This window comes from Streptomyces sp. NPDC048442, from assembly GCF_040651475.1.
Taxonomy (GTDB): domain Bacteria; phylum Actinomycetota; class Actinomycetes; order Streptomycetales; family Streptomycetaceae; genus Streptomyces.
Window position 1 is genome coordinate 1 of record NZ_JBEZKB010000006.1, and the last position, 16,735, is coordinate 16,735.

The following is a 16,735-nucleotide window of genomic DNA, read 5'->3' on the forward strand; positions in this document are numbered from 1 at the left end:
AATCCACCCCGAAGGGCTTCATCGTTCGACTTGCATGTGTTAAGCACGCCGCCAGCGTTCGTCCTGAGCCAGGATCAAACTCTCCGTGAATGTTTTCCCGACTGCGTCTAATTAAAGACTGCGGGTGAAACACATCGGAAGAGCGGAACAGCCACCATCGGAATAAGACGGTGTGTTCCTGCGTCCTCGCTAGTGTTGCCTACCCGCCGCATGGGCCAGTAGGACTTCAAAGGAACCACCAACCACCGAAGTGGCCGGGGTATCAACATATTTGGCGTTGACTTTTGGCACGCTGTTGAGTTCTCAAGGAACGGACGCTTCCTTTGTACTCACCCTCGCGGGCTTTCCTCCGGACGTTTTCGTTCGGTGTTTCTGTTGTTCTTGCGTTTCCGACTCTATCAGACCGTTTCCGTTCCGATTCCCAGTCGAACCTGGGTTGTCTTTCCGGCCGTTGGGCCGTTCCGACGAGTGAGACATTAGCGGATTCCTGCGCCCCGAACCAAATCGGGGTTTCGGCTTCCTCATTCACAAAAAGTGCACGCAAAAGGAAAGCGACAGATGTCGCTCGTCAGTCTTGTGTCTTGATTGTTGAATGGTTGTCCTGGGCCAGCCGTAACCGGTGCTCACATCGGACAACCCGAAGAACTATACGCACCCCCGCAGCCAGCGTCAAACATCCCTCCCCCTCCCCCGCCATGGCGCCCCAGCGAATGAACTTGCATGGTCTGCATCTTTGCGTAGTCTGCAAGATGTGAAGAGCAAAGAGGGCGTTCCCGGGCTCCGTGAGCGCAAGAAGCAGGCCACCCGGGCCGCGCTGGCGGATGCCGCCGTGCGGCTGGCCGCCGAGCACGGGGCGGAGAACGTCACCGTGGAGGCCATCAGCAGTGCCGCGGGCGTCTCGCCCCGCACGTTCTTCAACTACTTCGACAGCCACGACGACGCCTTCCTCATGATCGACGCGGAGGTCGGCCAGCGCATTCGGCGTGCGGTGCGCGAGGCGCCGGCCGAGCACTCCGTACTCGACGTACTGCGCGATGCGTTCTCGGCAGAGCTGGTCGACGTGGCGGAGCGCCACGAGGTCTGGAGCCTGCGGGCCAAGGTCTTCCAGCGTTCCCCGCATCTCCTCGTCCGCGGCCTGGGGGCGCACATGGCCGAGGAGCTGGAGCTCGCGGAGGCAGTCGCGGAACGGCTGGGGGGTGTCGCGGGCGAGCCGGTCGGGCTCTACCCGCGGCTGGCCGCCGCCGTCGCCACGACCGCCATCCGCGTCTCGATCGAGGACTGGTGCAGGCAGGCGCAGGACGTCTCCTTCACCGATGTGTTCCGGCGCGCCTTCGACCATCTGGCCTCCGGGCTGACTGACCCCGGCGCGGCCCCCGGGCCGCCGCGTACCTGAGTTTTTCCTGCCCGATCTCCGGATCGACTTCTAAGAAGGACACCTTGACCGCAATCGAGGCGCCCGACCAGGCGCCCACCTCCATGAACCACAAGCAGATACTCCAGGCGATGTCCGGGCTGATGGCCGGAATGTTCGTCGCCATCCTGGCGGGCACGGTCGTGGCCAACGCCCTCCCCCGGATCATCGCCGACCTCGGTGCGAGCCAGTCCGCGTACACCTGGGTCGTCACCTCCGAGCTGCTCGCCATGACGGCGACCGTCCCGCTGTGGGGCAAGCTCTCGGACCTCTACAACAAGAAGCTGCTGCTTCAGCTCTCCCTCGGGATGTTCGTGGTCGGCTCGCTGCTGGCCGGGTTCTCGCACGAAGTCGGGCTGCTGATCTTCAGTCGTGTCGTGCAGGGCATCGGCGCCGGTGGTCTCACCGCGCTCGCGCAGGTCGTGATGGCCGCCATCATCCCGCCCCGTCAGCTCGGCAAGTACGCCGGTATCTTCGGCGCCGTCTTCGCCGTCGGCACGGTGGCCGGGCCGCTCATCGGCGGTGTGCTGGTGGACACCTCGTGGCTGGGCTGGCGCTGGTGCTTCTTCATCGGTGTCCCGTTCGCACTGCTCGGGATCGTGCTGTTGCAGCGCACGCTGAAGCTGCCGACCGTACGCCGTGATGTGAAGATCGACTTCCTGGGTGCGTTCCTGATCGTGGCGGGCGTCTGCTCGCTGCTGATCTGGACGTCGCTGGCAGGCCACCAGTTCGACTGGGCCTCGTGGCAGACAGCCGCGCTGACCGGTGGCGGTGTGCTGCTGCTCGTCGCGGCGGTGTTCGTCGAGGCGCGGGTGCCGGAGCCGATCATTCCGCTCACCATCTTCCGCAACCGGACCGTCACGCTGACGACCGTTGCGAGCCTGCTGGTGGGTGTGGCCATGTTCGGCGGCACCGTGTTCCTGTCGCAGTACTTCCAGATCGCACTCGGCAAGTCGCCGACGACAGCGGGGCTGATGAGCCTCCCGATGATCCTGGGTCTGCTGGTGTCGTCGACCGTCGCCGGCCAGATCATCAGCAAGACCGGCAAGTGGAAGGCGTACCTGGTCGCGGGCGCGGTCATCATGACCGCGGGCCTCGGTCTGCTGGCGACCATCGACGCGGACACCCACTTCGGGCTGCTCAGCCTGTACATGGCGATCCTCGGCATCGGCGTCGGCATGCTGATGCAGAACCTGGTGCTGGCCGCGCAGAACGACGTCCCCGCCACCGAGCTGGGAGCCGCCACCTCGGTGCTGTCCTTCTTCCGCAGCATGGGCGGCACGATCGGCACCAGCGCGCTGGGCGCGGTCCTGGCCAACCGGGTCGCGACCGAGATGACCAAGGGCATGAACTCCGCGGGCATTCCGGTTCCGCCGGGCGACAGCGGAGAGACCTCCGTGCCGGACATGACCAAGCTGCCCGCGCCGATCCGCGAGATCGTGGAGAACGCGTACGGTCTGGCCACCGCCGACCTCTTCCTGCTGGCGGCTCCGTTCGCGGCGCTGGCGCTGGTGGCGGTGGTCTTCATCAAGGAGAAGCCGCTGAAGACCACGAGCGGCATGGAGCGGCTCGCGGAGGAGAGTGCGGCTCAGGCGGACAGCGACGGAGGCAGCAAGGCTCCCTCGCCGACGTCCGTCGGCTGAATCGCGTGATTCGCCGAGTGGGTGAGTGACTGAGTGAGTGAGCGGCTCCGGTTGTCCCGTGTGGGGTGGCCGGAGCCGTTCGCATGTCCGGCGCCCGCTGCGGGGTTACGGAGTGCCGTGCGGTGGGCGGACCTCGACGAACCAGCGGCGGCGCGGGCCCCGGTAGAGCAGTGCGTCCCAGCCGAGTGCGGTCAGCACTTCGGCGCAGCGGGCGAGCCGGCTGCGTTCCTCGGCGGCGGCTCCGCTGCCGGGCGGGCCGAGCCAGTCGACGGCCGCGGTGTGCGGTTCCTCGCCTGGGCGCACCCGGTAGCCGGTGGCCGTGCGGTGGCCTTTGGTGTCGGTCGCCGAGGGGGTGAGGGGTGCGGCCTCCAGGGGGAGAGCGACCGCGTTGAGGAGTTGGCGGAGTTCCCAGGGGGCCGGCGCCGCTTCGGACCCCTGGGTGATACGGCGGATCTGCAGCAGGCCGTCGAACGCGGTGCGGACCGCGGCGGCGCGTTGCTCCGAGGGTTCCCCGTGCGGGGGGCCGTCGCCGGTCGCGGGCGCGAAGGGTTCCCGGGAGGACGGGGACGGGGACGGGGACGGGGACGGGGATGAGGATGAGGGCGGGTGGGCGGCCATGGGGCGAGTCTCCCCTTCTCCTGTCACCGGGTCTTCCCGTTCACGCGAACTCCCCCGGCGAGACGAGCCCCGTCTCGTACGCGAGGACAACCGCCTGAGCCCGGTCGCGCAGGGAGAGCTTTGCGAAGATCCGGGCGACGTGAGTCTTCACGGTCGCCTCGCTGAGGGTCAGTTCGCGTGCCAGCTCGGCGTTGGAGAACCCCCGGCCCATCAGGGCGAGCACTTCGCGCTCGCGCGGGGTGAGTGCGGCCAGATCCCTGTGGGGTGCGGGTTTCGAGTCGGTCGTGACGAGCTCGGGCCGGTCGGCGAAGCGTTCCACCAGGCGCCGCGTGATCGACGGCGCGAGCAGTGCGTCGCCGGTGCCGACCAGGCGGATCGCGGCTGCCAGGTGCGCGGAGGTGACGTCCTTGAGGAGGAAGCCGCTGGCACCGGCGGCGAGGGCCGCGTAGACGTAGTGGTCGAGGTCGAAAGTGGTCAGCATGATCACCCGGCAGCCCGAGGTTCCGGAGTGCGGGCTGCCGCCGCCGGCGTGCGTGCTGACGGCGTGCGGGCCGCTGGAGTCCGGGGTTCCGGCGAGGATGCGGCGGGTGGCCTCCAGCCCGTCCATGCCCGGCATCCGTATGTCCATCAGGATCACGTCGGGGTTCAGCTCGCGGGCCTTCTGCACCGCTTCGGCGCCGTCCGCCGCCTCTCCCACGACGTCGAGGCCACGGGCGGTGAGGATCATCCGGAAGCCGGTGCGGACCAGTTCCTGGTCGTCGGCGATCAGGACGCGGGGCGCGGGTTCGGTGGCCGGTGCGGGTACGGCAGGGGGCATTGAGGTCTCCGGTGTCGTCATGACGGGTCTGCGGCCGGCCGGTCCAGCGGGATGCGGGCCCGGACCCGGAAGCCGCCGCCGAGCCGTCGGCGGGCGTCGAGGTCGCCGCCGTACACAGCGACACGTTCGCGCAGTCCGAGCAGCCCGTGTCCGGCGCCGTCCGCCCGGCCGTCCCGGGTCCCGGAGCGCGACTCCTGCTGCGTGCCCGCGAGCACGCTGGGTCCGCTGTTGAGTACCTCCACCCGTACGAAACGGTCGGCGTACCGCACCGTCACCTCCGCCGCTGACCCCGGTGCGTGCTTGAGCGCGTTGGTCAGGGCCTCCTGGACGATCCGGTACGCGGTGACGTCGATCCCGGCGGGCAGCGGGCGCGGCTCGCCGGAGATCCGTACCTCCACGGGCAGTCCGGCGAAGGCGATCCGGTCGATCAGCGGGCTCAGTCTGCTCAGGCTGGGCTGCGGGGCCAGTTCCGGGGCGCGGTCCGCGGGGTCGTCGCCGTTCGGGGAAGGTGCCAGCAGGCCGAGCAGGTGGCGGAGTTCGGTCATCGCGTGACGGCCGGCCGTCTCGACGGCGGCCATCGCGGTGGCCGCCTCGTCGGGCATCGTGGCGAGCACTTCGCGTGCGGCGCCGGCCTGGACGACCATCAGGCTCACGTTGTGGCTGACGATGTCGTGCAACTCGCCCGCGATCCTTGCCCGTTCGGCGTCGACCGCGGCCCCGGCGGCGCTCTCCCGCTCGCGTTCGAGGAGCCAGCCGCGTTCCTCGACGTGTCGTCGGAGCGTCCTTCGCGCCCGTACGAGCGCCACTGACAGCACACCGACGGCGCCGCACGCCACAGCCAGCGCGGCCCCCCACCAACCCACCCCTGAATTCCACACGCCATGATCATCGCAGCCGGTGCGGTGCCCCGCGTCGTCCCCGGGGTGCAGCTCCGTACATCCCCGGGATGACGGGGCGGGGCGGATACCTCCGGGGTGGGATGCCGGGCCCGTGGCCCCGCTTCTAGGTTCATGCCATGACTCAAGATCACAACGATGCACGGCAGGTCGTCGTACGGCTCGACGACGTGCACAAGGAGTACGGCGACTCGAAGGCCCTGGACGGGCTGTCGCTGGAGGTACGGGCCGGGGACGCGGTCGCCGTGATGGGGCCTTCCGGCTGTGGGAAGTCGACGCTGCTCAACATGATCGCCGGTCTCGACCGGCCGACGTCGGGCGGAGTGCTGGTGCAGGGGCAGAACCTGTCCGAGCTCAGCGAGACGGGGCTGGCGCTGTTCCGGCGGCGGCACGTCGGGATGATCTTCCAGTTCTTCAACCTGATCGACGATCTGCCCGCGCTGGACAATGTGGCGTTGGCCGCCCAGTTGACGGGTACGTCGGCGAAGCAGGCGCGGCGGCGGGCGCTGGAGCTGCTCGAAGAGCTCGGCATCGCGGGCCGGCGGAACATCTATCCGGCCGCGCTCAGTGGCGGTGAGCGTCAACGGGTCGCGGTGGCCAGGGCGTTGATGAACCGGCCGGCGCTGCTACTGGCGGACGAGCCGACCGGCGCGCTGGACAGCAAGGCGGGCGAGCAGGTGATGGACCTGCTCATCGATCTGAATCAGATCGGGCAGACGCTGGTGATCGTGACGCACGACCCGGAGCTGGCGACCCGGTGCGCGAGCCGGCTGGTGCAGGTCGCGGACGGGCGGGTTTCCCGTACGAGCGCGCTGGAGGCAGGCGTATGAGCGCCGTGTGGCGGGCTTCGCGTGCGGCGGTGAAACGGCGCAGGCTGCAGACGGTCGTGATCGGCCTTGTGGTGTTCTGCTCCACCATGACGGTGATGCTGGCGCTGGGGCTGCTGCTCGCCACCGAGGGCCCCTTCGAGAAGTCCTTCGAGAAGCAGCGGGGGGCCCATGCGGTGACCACGCTCGACCGGTCGAAGGTGACGGACGCACAGGCCGCCGCATCGGGCCGGCGGCCGGGCGTGGCAGCCTCGGCCGGGCCGTTCGGGCTGGCCGTCCTGGACGTGCCGACGGATCTGGCGGGCAGCCCTCCGGGGCCGCTGGCGGTGGTGGGCCGGGCCGATCCGGCTGGTCCCGTGGACCGGGTCGAACTGCTCGTGGGCCGCTGGGCGACCCGGCCCGGGGAGATCGTCCTCGGTTCCGCGCACGGCGGCTACGACGACGGCTCGCTCGGGCTCAAGGTCGAAGCGCGCGGGGCGCCGCCGCTCACCGTCGTCGGTTTCGCCACCAGCATGAGCAAGTCGGCGGCCGCCTGGGTGGCGCCCGCGCAGATGGCGGCGCTGCACCCGAAGGCCGTGCAGATGCTCTACCGGTTCGACGTGGCCGACACCTCTGAGGACTTCGCCTCGTCGCTGGCCGGTGCCACGGCGGAGCTGCCCAGGGGTGCCGTGACGTCGTCCCAGTCGTACTTCACTCTCAAGCGGGCCTTCTCGTCGCTGGCCGACGCCTATCTCCCGTTCATGACGGTCTTCGGTGTGCTGGGGCTGCTGGTGTCGGTGCTGATCGTGGGGAACGTGGTCAGCGGGGCGGTGGTGTCCGGGTACCGGCACATCGGGGTGCTCAAGGCGTTGGGCTTCACGCCGAACCAGGTGGTCGCGGTCTATCTGGTGATGATCTCCGTGCCTGCGGTGGTGGGCTGTGCGCTCGGCACGCTGGCCGGTGGCCTGCTGACGGAGCCGGTGCTGAAGATCGCGTTCGGCGGGATCCAGACGGGAACCGCCGCCATCGGGCTCAGCCCCTGGGTCGTGGTGCTCTGCCTGCTGGGGATGCCCGCCCTGGTCGCCGTCACCGCGCTGGTTCCGGCGCTGCGGGCGCATCGGCTGTCGGCTGCCCGTGCGATCACCGCGGGCAGTTCCCCGCGGACCGGGCGGGGGCTGCGCGTACAGCGGGCGCTGGCCGGGACCCGGCTGCCGAGGGCGGTGAGTCTGGGACTCGGACAGCCGTTCACCCGGCCGGGCCGGGCCGGGCTGACCATGGCGGCGATCGTCCTCGGAGTCGTCACGGTGACCGTCACGGTCGGGCTGACCAGCACGATGCTCGCGTTCGGCAACGCGGGGAGAGGGGACGGGAAGGCGCGGGTCGCCGTGCAGGTGGGCCGTGCGGACCAGCAGCAGACCGCGCCGAAGCTGAACGACGCGGCGATCGAGAAGCTGCTGCGCACACTGCCAGGGGCGTCCGAGGTCACGGCTCGCGGGCTGCTCCAGGTGCGGCTGAGCGGGTACGCGCAGAACCGGTTCGGGAACTTCTACCGGGGGGATCCCGCGGTCGATGCCTCGTTGCTGGTGGCGGGGCGTCTGCCGAAGGGGCCCGGCGAGGTCCTGGCGTCGCCGGAGTTCCTGGCGCAGCACGGGCTGGCGCTCGGTGACCGGGTCACCCTGGAGGCGGGGGGACGCAAGGTCGCCGGGGCGATCGTGGGCAAGACCATGGAGGGCAATCCCCTCGCACTGGACACCAGTTGGGAGACCCTGGAGCGGCTCTCACCCGGCACGGAGGCCATCGAGTACGGGGTCCGACTGGCCCCCGGTGCGGACGCGCAGGCGTACGTCGACGCGGTCCAGGCGGCTGATCCGGGCCTCTACGCGACGGTGGCAAGCTCGGGCAACAACGTCACCACGACGGTGGTCGGCTTCTCCTCGGTGTTCACGATTCTACTGAGCACGGTCGCGGCGCTGGGCGTCTTCAACACCGTGCTGCTCAACGTACGGGAGCGGCGCCGTGACTTGGGGATGCTCAAGTCGATCGGAATGACGCCTCGTCAGGTCGTGGTGATGACGGTGACGTCGGTGGCCGGACTCGGCTTTGTCGGGGGGCTGTTGGGGATTCCGCTGGGAGTGGCGGGGCACCGGTGGATCGTGGACCACGTGGGGATCGTCGAGTTCCCCGCGGCGATGAAGGACGTGTGGGCCGCACCGCAGCTCCTGGGTCTTGGGCTGGCGGGCGTGGCGATCGCGGCGCTGGGGGCGGCGGTTCCGGCACGGTCGGCGGGGCGGATGAGGATCGCGAAGGTGCTGCACAACGAGTAGGGCGGGGTGGGACACGGGGAGGGGTGCAGAGAGGGGGTGCGGGGAGGGGCGTGCGCTGAGGCACGTCCCTCCCCGCACCTCTCAGGCTCCGCCGAGTTTGCGGAGCGGAGTGCCGTCGAGGTAGGCGCGGATGTCCTCGACCGCGTGGCCGTAGTACGTCGCGTAGTTGGCACGCGACACGTAGCCGAGGTGCGGGGTGGCGAGAAGGCGCGGGGCGGTGCGCATCGGGTGGTCGGCAGGGAGGGGTTCGGTGTCGAAGACGTCGACGGCCGCTCCGGCGATGCTGCCGGAGTGCAGGGCGGCGAGGAGGGCGTCCTGGTCGACGATCGCGGCCCGGGAGGTGTTCACCAGGTGGGCGGTGGGCCGCATGAGGGCGAGTTCGGGGGCGCCGAGCAGGCCGCGCGTACGGTCGGACAGGGCGAGGTGCACGGAGACGAAGTCGCTGGTGGCGAGGAGTTCTTCCTTGGAGGCGGCGAGGGTGGCGCCGACCTCGTCGGCGCGTTCCTTCGTGAGGTTCTGGCTCCAGGCGCTCACGTCCATGCCGAACGCGAGGCCGACCGCCGCGACCCTGCTGCCGATCTTGCCGAGGCCGAGCAGTCCGAGTCGGCGGCCGTGCAGGTCGGCGCCGACGGTGGACTGCCAAGGACCGCCTTCCCGAAGGGAGTTGGCCTCGGTGACCAGGCCGCGAGCGAGGCCGAGGAGCAGTGCCCAGGTGAGTTCGACGGGCGGCGTGGAGGAACTGGCGGTGCCGCAGACGGTGACTCCGTGCCGTTCGGCGGCGGCGTAGTCGATGACCGAGTTGCGCATCCCGGAGGCGATCAGAAGGCGCAGCCGGGGCAGCCGGGCGAGCAGGGTGGCGGGGAAGGGGACGCGTTCGCGGAGGGTGACGACGAGGTCGAAGTCGGCGAGGGCGACGGCGAGTTCGTCCTCGGAGGCGAAGTGCTCCGGGAAGGAGACCACTTCGACCTCGTCGGCGACGGGTGTCCAGTCGGCGGCGGCGGTCGCGGCGGACTGGAAGTCGTCGAGCACGGCACAGCGGAGCTTCATCTCGCGGTTCTCTCCCTGGTTCCCGAAGGGGTGCGGCAACATCGCCCTCACCCTAGAACGGGACTTCCGCAGAAGGCAGCGGACCCCCGTCGGTTCTCCCCCGGCGGCGGGCGGGTGCGGGCGTACTGGTGGCTGGAACGGGAAGCTCCCGCCCCCTCCCTCGCACCCGCCTTCGTCATGGACAGCGGGAGTGGCAGTGAGGCGCTGATGGCGTTCCCGCCGCGCGACGAACCATCCGCTTCGCGCGTCACGCACCCCGACGGTCCCGGCAGTGGCGGGGCCGTCCGGGCCCCGCTCGGCCGCCCGTACCCCGGCATGTGCCACCCTCGGCTCTTCGCAGACCGAAGAGGGGCGCACGCGCATGCTGCTGACACTGACGGGTGGTTCGGGGGCGGGGAAGACCACCCTCGCCGCCGCGCTGGCGGGCGGAGCCCCTGTGTCTCCCGTGCGGGTCCTGCACGGCGACGACTACTACTTCGATTCTCCGGAGCGCGGGGTGTGGGCGCCCGACGAGTCGGGCACGCTGCGGCTCAACGTCGGTGATCCCCGGTCGGTGGACCTGGGCCGGCTCGGCCGGGACGCCGAGAAGGCGTTGGCCTCGTCGGCGACCGTCGTCGTCGAGGGGCTGTTCGCGCGCGGGGTCGCGACGGTCGACCCGTACCCCCGCTTCGACGTCTTCGTCGACCTCGCGGCCGATCTCCGGCTGGCCCGGAAGATCCGCCGCAAGTGCCTGCGCGACGGCTTCCCCCTCGACGTGCTGCTGCAGAACTACCTGCTGCACCGGCGCGACGCCCACGAACGGCACGTCGAACCGGTGCGGCACGACTGTGACCTGGTCGTCGACGGGGGTACGGAGCCGGAGGCGCTGGCCGGACGGGTGTGGGCGGCGATCGCCGGGAGAGCGGTCGCGGCCGGTTCATGACGTACCGGCTCAGCGACGGGCACGGGTGCGTCGTACGAGGTCGGATGCCGCGTCCGGCCACTCGGCGTACTCGAAGGCGAAGCCCTCGTCGAGGAGCCGGCCGGGGACGACCCGGCGGCTCTTGAGGAGCAGTTCGGTGTCCGTGCGGAGCGCGAGCGCGCCGAGTTCGGCCATCCACTTCGTGGCGGGCAGCCCGACCGGGACGCCCGCCGCAGCCCGCAGTTCCCGCATGAACGCGCGGTGCGGGAGCGGGCCGGGGGCGGCCAGGTTCACCGCGCCCTCGATGTCGTCGCGGGCGATCAGGAACTCCACGGCGCGCACGAAGTCCTGGTCGTGGATCCAGGACAGGTACTGGGCGCCGCCCGCGACCGGTCCGCCGAGGCCGAATCTGACCATCCGCAGCAGGACGTCGAAGACGCCGCCCCGGTCGGGGCTCATCACCATGGCGGCGCGCAGGGCGACCTTCCGGGTGTGCGGGGTGGCGGCGTCCTGCTGGGCGCGCTCCCAGTTCTTGGCGATCTTGACGCTGTACTCCCAGTAGTCCGGAACATCTGGTTCCGTACCCCCGAAGACACCGGTGGCCTCGTCGTGGGGTGCGTCGTAGCGGTGTGCGTAGATCGTGGCGGTGCTCATCTGGAGCCAGAGGGCCGGGGGCCTCGCGGCGGCGGCGATCGCTTCGCCGACGGCCTCGGCGGAGTGGACCCGGGAGTCCATCATGGCGCGCAGGTTGGCGTCGGTGTAGCGGCAGCTCACACTGCGCCCGGCGAGGTTGACCACGACGTCGCTGCCGTCGATCTCGGCGGTCCAGGGGCCCGGTGTCCGTGCGTCCCAGGCGACCTGGCGCTCGCGCACCGGGTTGCGGGTCAGAACGACGACGTCGTGCCCGGCGGCGGTCATCGCACGGTCCAGGACGGCGCCGACCTGCCCGGTGCCTCCTGCCAGCACAATCTTCATCGGGGTTCCCCCTGCTCGTTGGGGACGAGAGTAGACCCGCCCCCACCAGCAGTTTCACCCGGCCTCCCGAAGCGTGCCCGCCGAACCTGCCGGGCGGGTGGCTGGCGCCCGGACGCGGCCGGCCGGCTCGTCCTGCACGGCGTGCGCTGGGCGACCCACGTCGCGTGCCACGGGGAGGCGCAGTTCGAGGGGCACGGGAATCTCACGCCGAGGGAGTGGCCGACGGGGGCGGAGGCGCATCTCGACGGTTCGGTGTACCGGCCGGTGGTCCTCACCGCCAGGACGGTGATGCCGGACGACGGGCGGTGGGCCCGGGTCTGGGACGCGATGCGTGAACTCGCCGTCCGCTACGGGGCGCAGAGTGTGCGTCTGGTCTGCTGGTTCGGCTGGGCCGACGCCGTTTCGGATGCGGCGGGCCTGGGGCACGAATGGATGTTCCTGCCGTAATTGTCGTCAGGGACCCGGGCCGGTGCTCGCGCGTCGTGTTCCGTGGCTAGCATGGCCACGTTCGAGGTAGCGGAAGGTGACACTCAACTTCCGCTCCTCGGCCCACTCTTCGTCCGGCGCGGGACGGGTTCCAGCCCCTTCCCGACACCGCACACACGCTTGAGGATCCGCGCTATGACATCGTCTGCCGCCCACCGTCCGCGCCCCGGACCGAGGAGGCGCCCGCCCTGGGTGGCGCCTGTGGTGAGCCTGGTCGTCGTCGCGGCGGCCGGGGGCGGTGCGGTCGCCGCGGCTCCGGAGGCCGCCCGGTCGTGGGTGCTGGGGGCGGCCGTCGTCGCCGGGATGTCCGTACTGGTGGCCGTCGTCGCGGCCGGGATGCTCACCCGCAGGTACGCGCGCGCCGCCGAACGGGCCCGGGGCGAGAGCGAACTGCTGCGCCAGGAATCCGTCCGGCGTGCGGGCGACACCGCACATCTGCTCAACGTGTCACTGCCCGAGGTCGCCAAGCGGCTGCACGACGGGGCGGGCGCGGACGGTGCGCTGCAGAGCGTGCAGCGGCCCGCGGAGCCGCAGTTGGCGCAGCTGCTGCACGCCGTGACCGCCCGGCTGGCAGACCTCCGGGATCGGGCCGCCGCCGCGGAAGCGGGGCGGATACGGGCCGAACGCACGGTCGGCGACATGGAGCAGCTCGCCGCCGGCGTGCTGCCGGACGCGGTCGCCCGACTGCGGGCCGGCTCCTCGGCGGACACCGTGCTGGCCGGCCTGGAGCTGCCCGCCGACCCCCGGCTGCGGGCCCTGCTGGAGCGGACGGTACGGGACTTCGCCGAGAGCGAGCGACGCGCGGTCGCCGCCCGCGCGGCCAGCGCCACGGGCCTGGGCCGGGTGCAGGCCAAGACCCTGCGGATACTCGCCGATCTGCGCGGCATGCAGGACAAGTACGGTGGCGAGGTCTTCGGCGACCTCCTCCAACTCGACCACACCACCTCACAGTTGGGCCTCCTGACGGACCGTCTGGCGCTCCTGATGGGCGGCCGGTCCAGCCGTGCGTGGAACAAGCCGATCGTGATGGAGTCCGTCCTGCGCGGCGCCGTGGGCCGGATCAGCGACTACCGGCGGGTGCGCCTGCACTCCACGTCCACCGCCGCGATCGCCGGATTCGCCGCCGAGGGCGTGATGCACCTGCTGGCCGAGCTGATGGACAACGCGACGAACTTCTCGCCGCCCGTCAACGAGGTCCATGTGTACGTCGAGGAAGGCACCTCGGGGCTCGTGGTGACCGTCGAGGACAGCGGGCTGTGCATGGCCCCGGCCGCGATGCGCCGTGCGGTCGCCTCGGTGTCCGGGCAGTCGACGGACCTGGCGTCCCTGCAGGGGACGCGGCTCGGGCTGGCTGTGGTGGGCGTGCTGGCGGCCAAGTACGGGATCTCGGTGAACTACCGGCCGTCCTCGCGCGGCGGCACCGGCGTCGTCGTACTTCTGCCGCCCCAGCTGCTGGCCCAGCAGCGGAACGCTGCCGCGGTGGCGCCCGGGGCGTGGGTCGCTCCGGCGGACGAAGCACCGGTGGGCAAGGCACCGGCAGTCACGACGGCCGCACCCACCGCGGCTTCCGCACCCGCCACGGCTTCCGTACCCACCGCAGCTTCCGCACCCGCCACGGCTGTTGACGGGCCGCGCGTCCCGGAGGCGCGGGATGCCGATTCCCCCGTGCCCGCCGCCAGTGACAGTTCCACCCTCAACGGTCTTCCGGTACGTCCTCGTGGCCGCACCATGGCAGCCGCCGACCAGAAACGGTTCGCCTCCGACGGCACCCCGGCGGCGGAACCGGCAGGACCCGCGCCGGACAGGCCCGCACCGGACGGACCCGCTCCGGCTCCGCGGAGCCCCCACAGGCCCGGCCGCCCCGACGCCGGAGCCCGCTTCGGTTCCTTCCACCGGTCCCAGCAGCGGCGCCAGGGCCGCGCCGGACAGGGCGACACCGACACCCCGTCCGCCTGACCTCTCGCGCCTGACCCCTCGCGCACTCCCCCGTGCGCACCTCTCCCCCCGCAACTCCTGATCCCCGGATTGGAGGCACGGGCCTCCCCGGCGCGGCAGCGCCCCGCCGGACGGCCCCTGACCACCGTGCAGACCACTGACAACAGCCTCACCTGGCTCCTGGACAACCTCCTGGAGCGCACCCCCGGCTCCCGGCACGCCCTCGTCCTCTCCCGCGACGGCCTGAAGCTCTGCCGCAGCAGCCACCTCACCCTCGATCAGGCGGACCAGCTGTCGGCCATCGCGTCCGGAATGCAGTCCCTCGCGCACGGTGCGTCGGTCGAGTTCGGCGACGGCAGCGGCGGCGTGATGCACCTGATGACGGAGTTCCCCGGCGGACTGCTGCTCATTGTCGAGGCGGGGCAGGGCGCCCATCTCGCGGTGGTGGCGGCAGCCGGTGCGGACCCCGGCATGATCGGGCACCACATGAGCGAACTGGTCGAGCAGATCGGCGACCACCTGCGGGCCGACCCGCGCGCATCGTCCCCTGACGGCAGCCTGTCATGACCCGCCGGCCCGTCGACACGGGCTCCCCGGACCGCCTCTACACCGTGACAGGCGGCCGTTCGGAGGCCGACGGCTTGGTCTTCGACCTGGTCACCCTCGTGGTCAGTGAGCGCGAGCCGGCGCCCGGCATGCCGTCGGAGCACGTCCGCATCCTCGAACTCTGCCGTCACCCCGCCGCCGTCGTCGAGATCGCCGCCCACTTAGGGCTGCCGATCACCGTCGTACGCATCCTGCTGGAGGATCTCCTGTCCGCCGGGTCGATCACCGCCCGCCGCCCCCGCGCGGCCGCCGCTGTTGCCGAACTGCCCGAGTCCGAGCTGTTGTTGGGGGTGCTCCATGGACTCCGTAACATCTGAAACCACGGAGGGCACTGCACCCCTTGAGGACCCTGCAACCCTTGAGGGCACTGCAACCTCTGAGGACACAGCGGCCCCGCCGGAGCGCACCCCGCTCGGCGACGCCGCCGACACCGGTCTGAAGATCGTCGTCGTCGGCGGGTTCGGCGTCGGCAAGACCACCCTGGTCAAGGCGGTCAGCGAGATCCGGCCGCTGAACACCGAGGAGCACATGACGCAGGCGGGGGTCGGCGTCGACGACCTCTCGCGCAACGCGGACAAGACCACCACCACGGTCGCCTTCGACTTCGGCCGGATCACCCTCAACGAGCAGATGGTGCTGTACCTGTTCGGGGCGCCGGGCCAGGAGCGGTTCTGGTTCCTGTGGGACCGGCTGTTCTCCGGAACGCTGGGGGCGGTCGTGCTGGTGGACACCCGGCGGATGGCGGACTCCTGGTACGCCATCGACCGCCTCGAACACCACCGGACGCCGTTCATCGTGGCGGTGAACCGGTTCGACGACGGCGCGCACTTCTCCCTCGACGAGATACGGCAGGCGCTCGCCCTGAACGAGAACGTGCCGATGATCTCCTGCGACGCGCGGGTACGGTCCTCGGGCAAGGCCGTCCTGACCACCCTCGTCGACCATCTCTACCGCCTCGCCCTGGCTCGGGAGCAGACCTGATGACCATCGACCACCCCTACGGCCCGGACACCGAGGTGCCGCCTCCCGGCTGTCCCGCGCATGCACAGGGCGTACGGCTGAGCGGGCTCGAGTACCAGCAGACCCCGGCCGAGATGTACCGGGATCTGCGCAGGGAGCACGGGGCGGTGGCTCCGGTGCTCCTGGACGGGGACGTTCCGGCGTGGCTGGTCCTCGGGTATCCGGAGGTCGGTTACGTCACCAGCCACGACGAGCTGTTCGCCCGGGACTCCCGGCGGTGGAACCAGTGGGGGAACATCCCGGCGGACTGGCCGCTGCTGCCGTTCGTCGGCTATCAGCCGTCGGTGCTGTTCACCGAGGGCGCCGAGCACGAGCGGCGGGCCGGGGTGATCAGTGAGGCGCTGGAGGCGGTGGACCAGTTCGAGCTGGGGCACGAGTGCAGGCGGCTCGCGGACGAGCTGATCGACGGCTTCGAGGGCAGCGGGCAGGCCGAGCTGATGAGCGCGTACGCGCACGCGCTGCCGATGCGGGCGGCGGTCCAGATGTGCGGGATGCCGGCCGGGGCCGCCGACACGGAGGATCTCGTACACGATCTGCGGGTGTCCCTGGACGCGGCGGAGGGCGACGATCCGGTGGCCGCGTACGTACGGGTGCAGGAGCGCATCCAGCAGTTGGTGAAGGACAAGCGGGCTGCCCCCGGTCCTGACGTGACGTCGCGGATGCTGCACCATCCGGCGGGGCTCGCGGACGAGGAGGTCGTACAGGACCTGATCTCGGTGATCGCGGCGGCGCAGCAGCCGACGGCGAACTGGATCTGCAACACGCTGCGGCTGCTGCTCACCGACGACCGGTTCGCGCTGAACGTGTCGGGCGGGCGCCTGAGCGTCGGCGAGGCGCTGACGGAGATCCTGTGGCGGGACACCCCGACGCAGAACTTCATCGGCCGGTGGGCGGTGCGCGACACCCAACTCGGCGGGCGGCGGATCCGGGCGGGCGACTGTCTGGTGCTCGGTCTCGCCGCGGCCAACACCGACCCGCAGATCTGGCCGCAGGGGTACGTGGGTGCCGAGGGCAACTCGGCGCACCTGTCCTTCAGCAACGGCGAGCACCGGTGCCCTTATCCGGCACCGCAGTTGGCGGACGTGATGGCGCGCACCGCGATCGAGACGCTCCTTGAGCGGCTGCCCGACGTGCTGCTGTCGGTGCCGGCCGAGTCGCTGACCTGGCGTCCGTCGATCTGGATGCGGGGGCTGACGGCGCTGCCGGTGTCGTTCACGCCGGTGGCGCGCTAGTCGCAGGCGCCGGTCGTA

16 protein-coding genes and 1 rRNA gene are annotated in these 16,735 nt (G+C 70.9%); 11 read left to right on the forward strand and 6 right to left on the reverse strand.

Annotated elements, in window-relative coordinates; genetic code table 11:
- Positions 1 to 90 (reverse strand): 16S ribosomal RNA (locus AB0D18_RS11165); the annotation flags it as partial.
- A gap of 661 nt (positions 91 to 751) precedes the next feature.
- Between AB0D18_RS11165 and AB0D18_RS11170 the strand changes: the two genes are divergently transcribed.
- Together AB0D18_RS11170 and AB0D18_RS11175 are read left to right on the forward strand one after the other, a co-directional pair.
- Positions 752 to 1,393: a TetR family transcriptional regulator gene (locus AB0D18_RS11170; RefSeq protein ID WP_362415348.1), complete on the forward strand. Its 642-nt coding sequence runs from the start codon at positions 752 to 754 to the stop codon at positions 1,391 to 1,393.
- Positions 1,394 to 1,437: 44 nt separating this feature from the next.
- Complete coding sequence (locus tag AB0D18_RS11175) at positions 1,438 to 3,054, forward strand: MDR family MFS transporter (RefSeq protein WP_362415350.1); 1,617 nt, start codon at positions 1,438 to 1,440, stop codon at positions 3,052 to 3,054.
- A 105-nt stretch (positions 3,055 to 3,159) separates the two neighbouring features.
- Here AB0D18_RS11175 and AB0D18_RS11180 read toward each other — a convergent pair whose 3' ends face one another.
- From AB0D18_RS11180 to AB0D18_RS11190, 3 genes are read right to left on the reverse strand one after another with little or no spacing between them, the layout of a single operon-like run.
- Positions 3,160 to 3,672: a hypothetical protein gene (locus AB0D18_RS11180; RefSeq protein ID WP_362415352.1), complete on the reverse strand. Its 513-nt coding sequence runs from the start codon at positions 3,670 to 3,672 to the stop codon at positions 3,160 to 3,162.
- Between the two features lie 40 nt (positions 3,673 to 3,712).
- Positions 3,713 to 4,489, reverse strand: coding sequence for a response regulator transcription factor (locus AB0D18_RS11185; protein WP_362415354.1), 777 nt, complete (start codon positions 4,487 to 4,489; stop codon positions 3,713 to 3,715).
- 17 nt (positions 4,490 to 4,506) lie between these two features.
- Positions 4,507 to 5,367 (reverse strand): histidine kinase, encoded by an 861-nt coding sequence (locus AB0D18_RS11190; RefSeq protein WP_362415356.1) that lies wholly within the window; start codon positions 5,365 to 5,367, stop codon positions 4,507 to 4,509.
- Between the two features lie 137 nt (positions 5,368 to 5,504).
- Here AB0D18_RS11190 and AB0D18_RS11195 point away from each other — a divergent pair, with 137 nt between their 5' ends.
- Both AB0D18_RS11195 and AB0D18_RS11200 read left to right on the forward strand, forming a co-directional pair.
- Complete coding sequence (locus AB0D18_RS11195) at positions 5,505 to 6,215, forward strand: ABC transporter ATP-binding protein (RefSeq protein ID WP_362415358.1); 711 nt, start codon at positions 5,505 to 5,507, stop codon at positions 6,213 to 6,215.
- Positions 6,212 to 8,515, forward strand: coding sequence for an ABC transporter permease (locus AB0D18_RS11200; RefSeq protein WP_362415360.1), 2,304 nt, complete (start codon positions 6,212 to 6,214; stop codon positions 8,513 to 8,515). Before AB0D18_RS11195 ends, AB0D18_RS11200 begins: the two co-directional genes overlap by 4 nt.
- A gap of 81 nt (positions 8,516 to 8,596) precedes the next feature.
- On the opposite strand, the gene AB0D18_RS11205 is transcribed toward AB0D18_RS11200, so the two are convergent.
- Entirely contained in the window at positions 8,597 to 9,562 is a 966-nt protein-coding gene (locus AB0D18_RS11205; RefSeq protein ID WP_362415926.1) for a D-2-hydroxyacid dehydrogenase family protein, read from the reverse strand.
- Between the two features lie 361 nt (positions 9,563 to 9,923).
- Here AB0D18_RS11205 and AB0D18_RS11210 point away from each other — a divergent pair, with 361 nt between their 5' ends.
- A complete protein-coding gene (locus AB0D18_RS11210; RefSeq protein ID WP_362415362.1) occupies positions 9,924 to 10,484 on the forward strand; it encodes a hypothetical protein in 561 nt (186 codons plus the stop codon).
- A 9-nt stretch (positions 10,485 to 10,493) separates the two neighbouring features.
- Here the strand turns inward: AB0D18_RS11210 and AB0D18_RS11215 are convergent, their stop codons facing one another.
- Positions 10,494 to 11,438 (reverse strand): TIGR01777 family oxidoreductase, encoded by a 945-nt coding sequence (locus AB0D18_RS11215; protein ID WP_362415364.1) that lies wholly within the window; start codon positions 11,436 to 11,438, stop codon positions 10,494 to 10,496.
- Between the two features lie 141 nt (positions 11,439 to 11,579).
- Between AB0D18_RS11215 and AB0D18_RS11220 the strand changes: the two genes are divergently transcribed.
- The 6 genes from AB0D18_RS11220 to AB0D18_RS11245 all read left to right on the forward strand — a co-directional run bounded on the left by AB0D18_RS11220 (position 11,580) and on the right by AB0D18_RS11245 (position 16,717).
- A complete protein-coding gene (locus AB0D18_RS11220; protein ID WP_362415366.1) occupies positions 11,580 to 11,885 on the forward strand; it encodes a hypothetical protein in 306 nt (101 codons plus the stop codon).
- A 231-nt stretch (positions 11,886 to 12,116) separates the two neighbouring features.
- The gene (locus AB0D18_RS11225; protein ID WP_362415368.1) at positions 12,117 to 13,880 is read left to right on the forward strand and encodes an ATP-binding protein; all 1,764 of its coding nucleotides are present in this window, start codon (positions 12,117 to 12,119) and stop codon (positions 13,878 to 13,880) included.
- A gap of 126 nt (positions 13,881 to 14,006) precedes the next feature.
- The gene (locus tag AB0D18_RS11230; protein ID WP_362415370.1) at positions 14,007 to 14,426 is read left to right on the forward strand and encodes a roadblock/LC7 domain-containing protein; all 420 of its coding nucleotides are present in this window, start codon (positions 14,007 to 14,009) and stop codon (positions 14,424 to 14,426) included.
- The gene (locus tag AB0D18_RS11235; protein ID WP_362415371.1) at positions 14,423 to 14,782 is read left to right on the forward strand and encodes a DUF742 domain-containing protein; all 360 of its coding nucleotides are present in this window, start codon (positions 14,423 to 14,425) and stop codon (positions 14,780 to 14,782) included. Before AB0D18_RS11230 ends, AB0D18_RS11235 begins: the two co-directional genes overlap by 4 nt.
- A complete protein-coding gene (locus AB0D18_RS11240) occupies positions 14,763 to 15,446 on the forward strand; it encodes an ATP/GTP-binding protein (RefSeq protein ID WP_362415373.1) in 684 nt (227 codons plus the stop codon). The genes AB0D18_RS11235 and AB0D18_RS11240 overlap by 20 nt, the downstream gene beginning before the upstream one ends.
- Entirely contained in the window at positions 15,446 to 16,717 is a 1,272-nt protein-coding gene (locus tag AB0D18_RS11245) for a cytochrome P450 (RefSeq protein ID WP_362415375.1), read from the forward strand. Before AB0D18_RS11240 ends, AB0D18_RS11245 begins: the two co-directional genes overlap by 1 nt.
- Positions 16,718 to 16,735 lie beyond the last annotated feature (18 nt).

Bases quoted from the DNA above. Each gene is read 5' to 3' on its own strand.
- AB0D18_RS11180 (WP_362415352.1), bottom strand. From the start codon at position 3,672: ATGGCCGCCCACCCGCCCTCATCCTCATCCCCGTCCCCGTCCCCGTCC.
- AB0D18_RS11185 (WP_362415354.1), bottom strand. From the start codon at position 4,489: ATGCCCCCTGCCGTACCCGCACCGGCCACCGAACCCGCGCCCCGCGTC.
- AB0D18_RS11195 (WP_362415358.1), top strand. From the start codon at position 5,505: ATGACTCAAGATCACAACGATGCACGGCAGGTCGTCGTACGGCTCGAC.
- AB0D18_RS11200 (WP_362415360.1), top strand. From the start codon at position 6,212: ATGAGCGCCGTGTGGCGGGCTTCGCGTGCGGCGGTGAAACGGCGCAGG.
- AB0D18_RS11205 (WP_362415926.1), bottom strand. From the start codon at position 9,562: ATGAAGCTCCGCTGTGCCGTGCTCGACGACTTCCAGTCCGCCGCGACC.
- AB0D18_RS11210 (WP_362415362.1), top strand. From the start codon at position 9,924: ATGCTGCTGACACTGACGGGTGGTTCGGGGGCGGGGAAGACCACCCTC.
- AB0D18_RS11215 (WP_362415364.1), bottom strand. From the start codon at position 11,438: ATGAAGATTGTGCTGGCAGGAGGCACCGGGCAGGTCGGCGCCGTCCTG.
- AB0D18_RS11235 (WP_362415371.1), top strand. From the start codon at position 14,423: ATGACCCGCCGGCCCGTCGACACGGGCTCCCCGGACCGCCTCTACACC.
- AB0D18_RS11240 (WP_362415373.1), top strand. From the start codon at position 14,763: ATGGACTCCGTAACATCTGAAACCACGGAGGGCACTGCACCCCTTGAG.
- AB0D18_RS11245 (WP_362415375.1), top strand. From the start codon at position 15,446: ATGACCATCGACCACCCCTACGGCCCGGACACCGAGGTGCCGCCTCCC.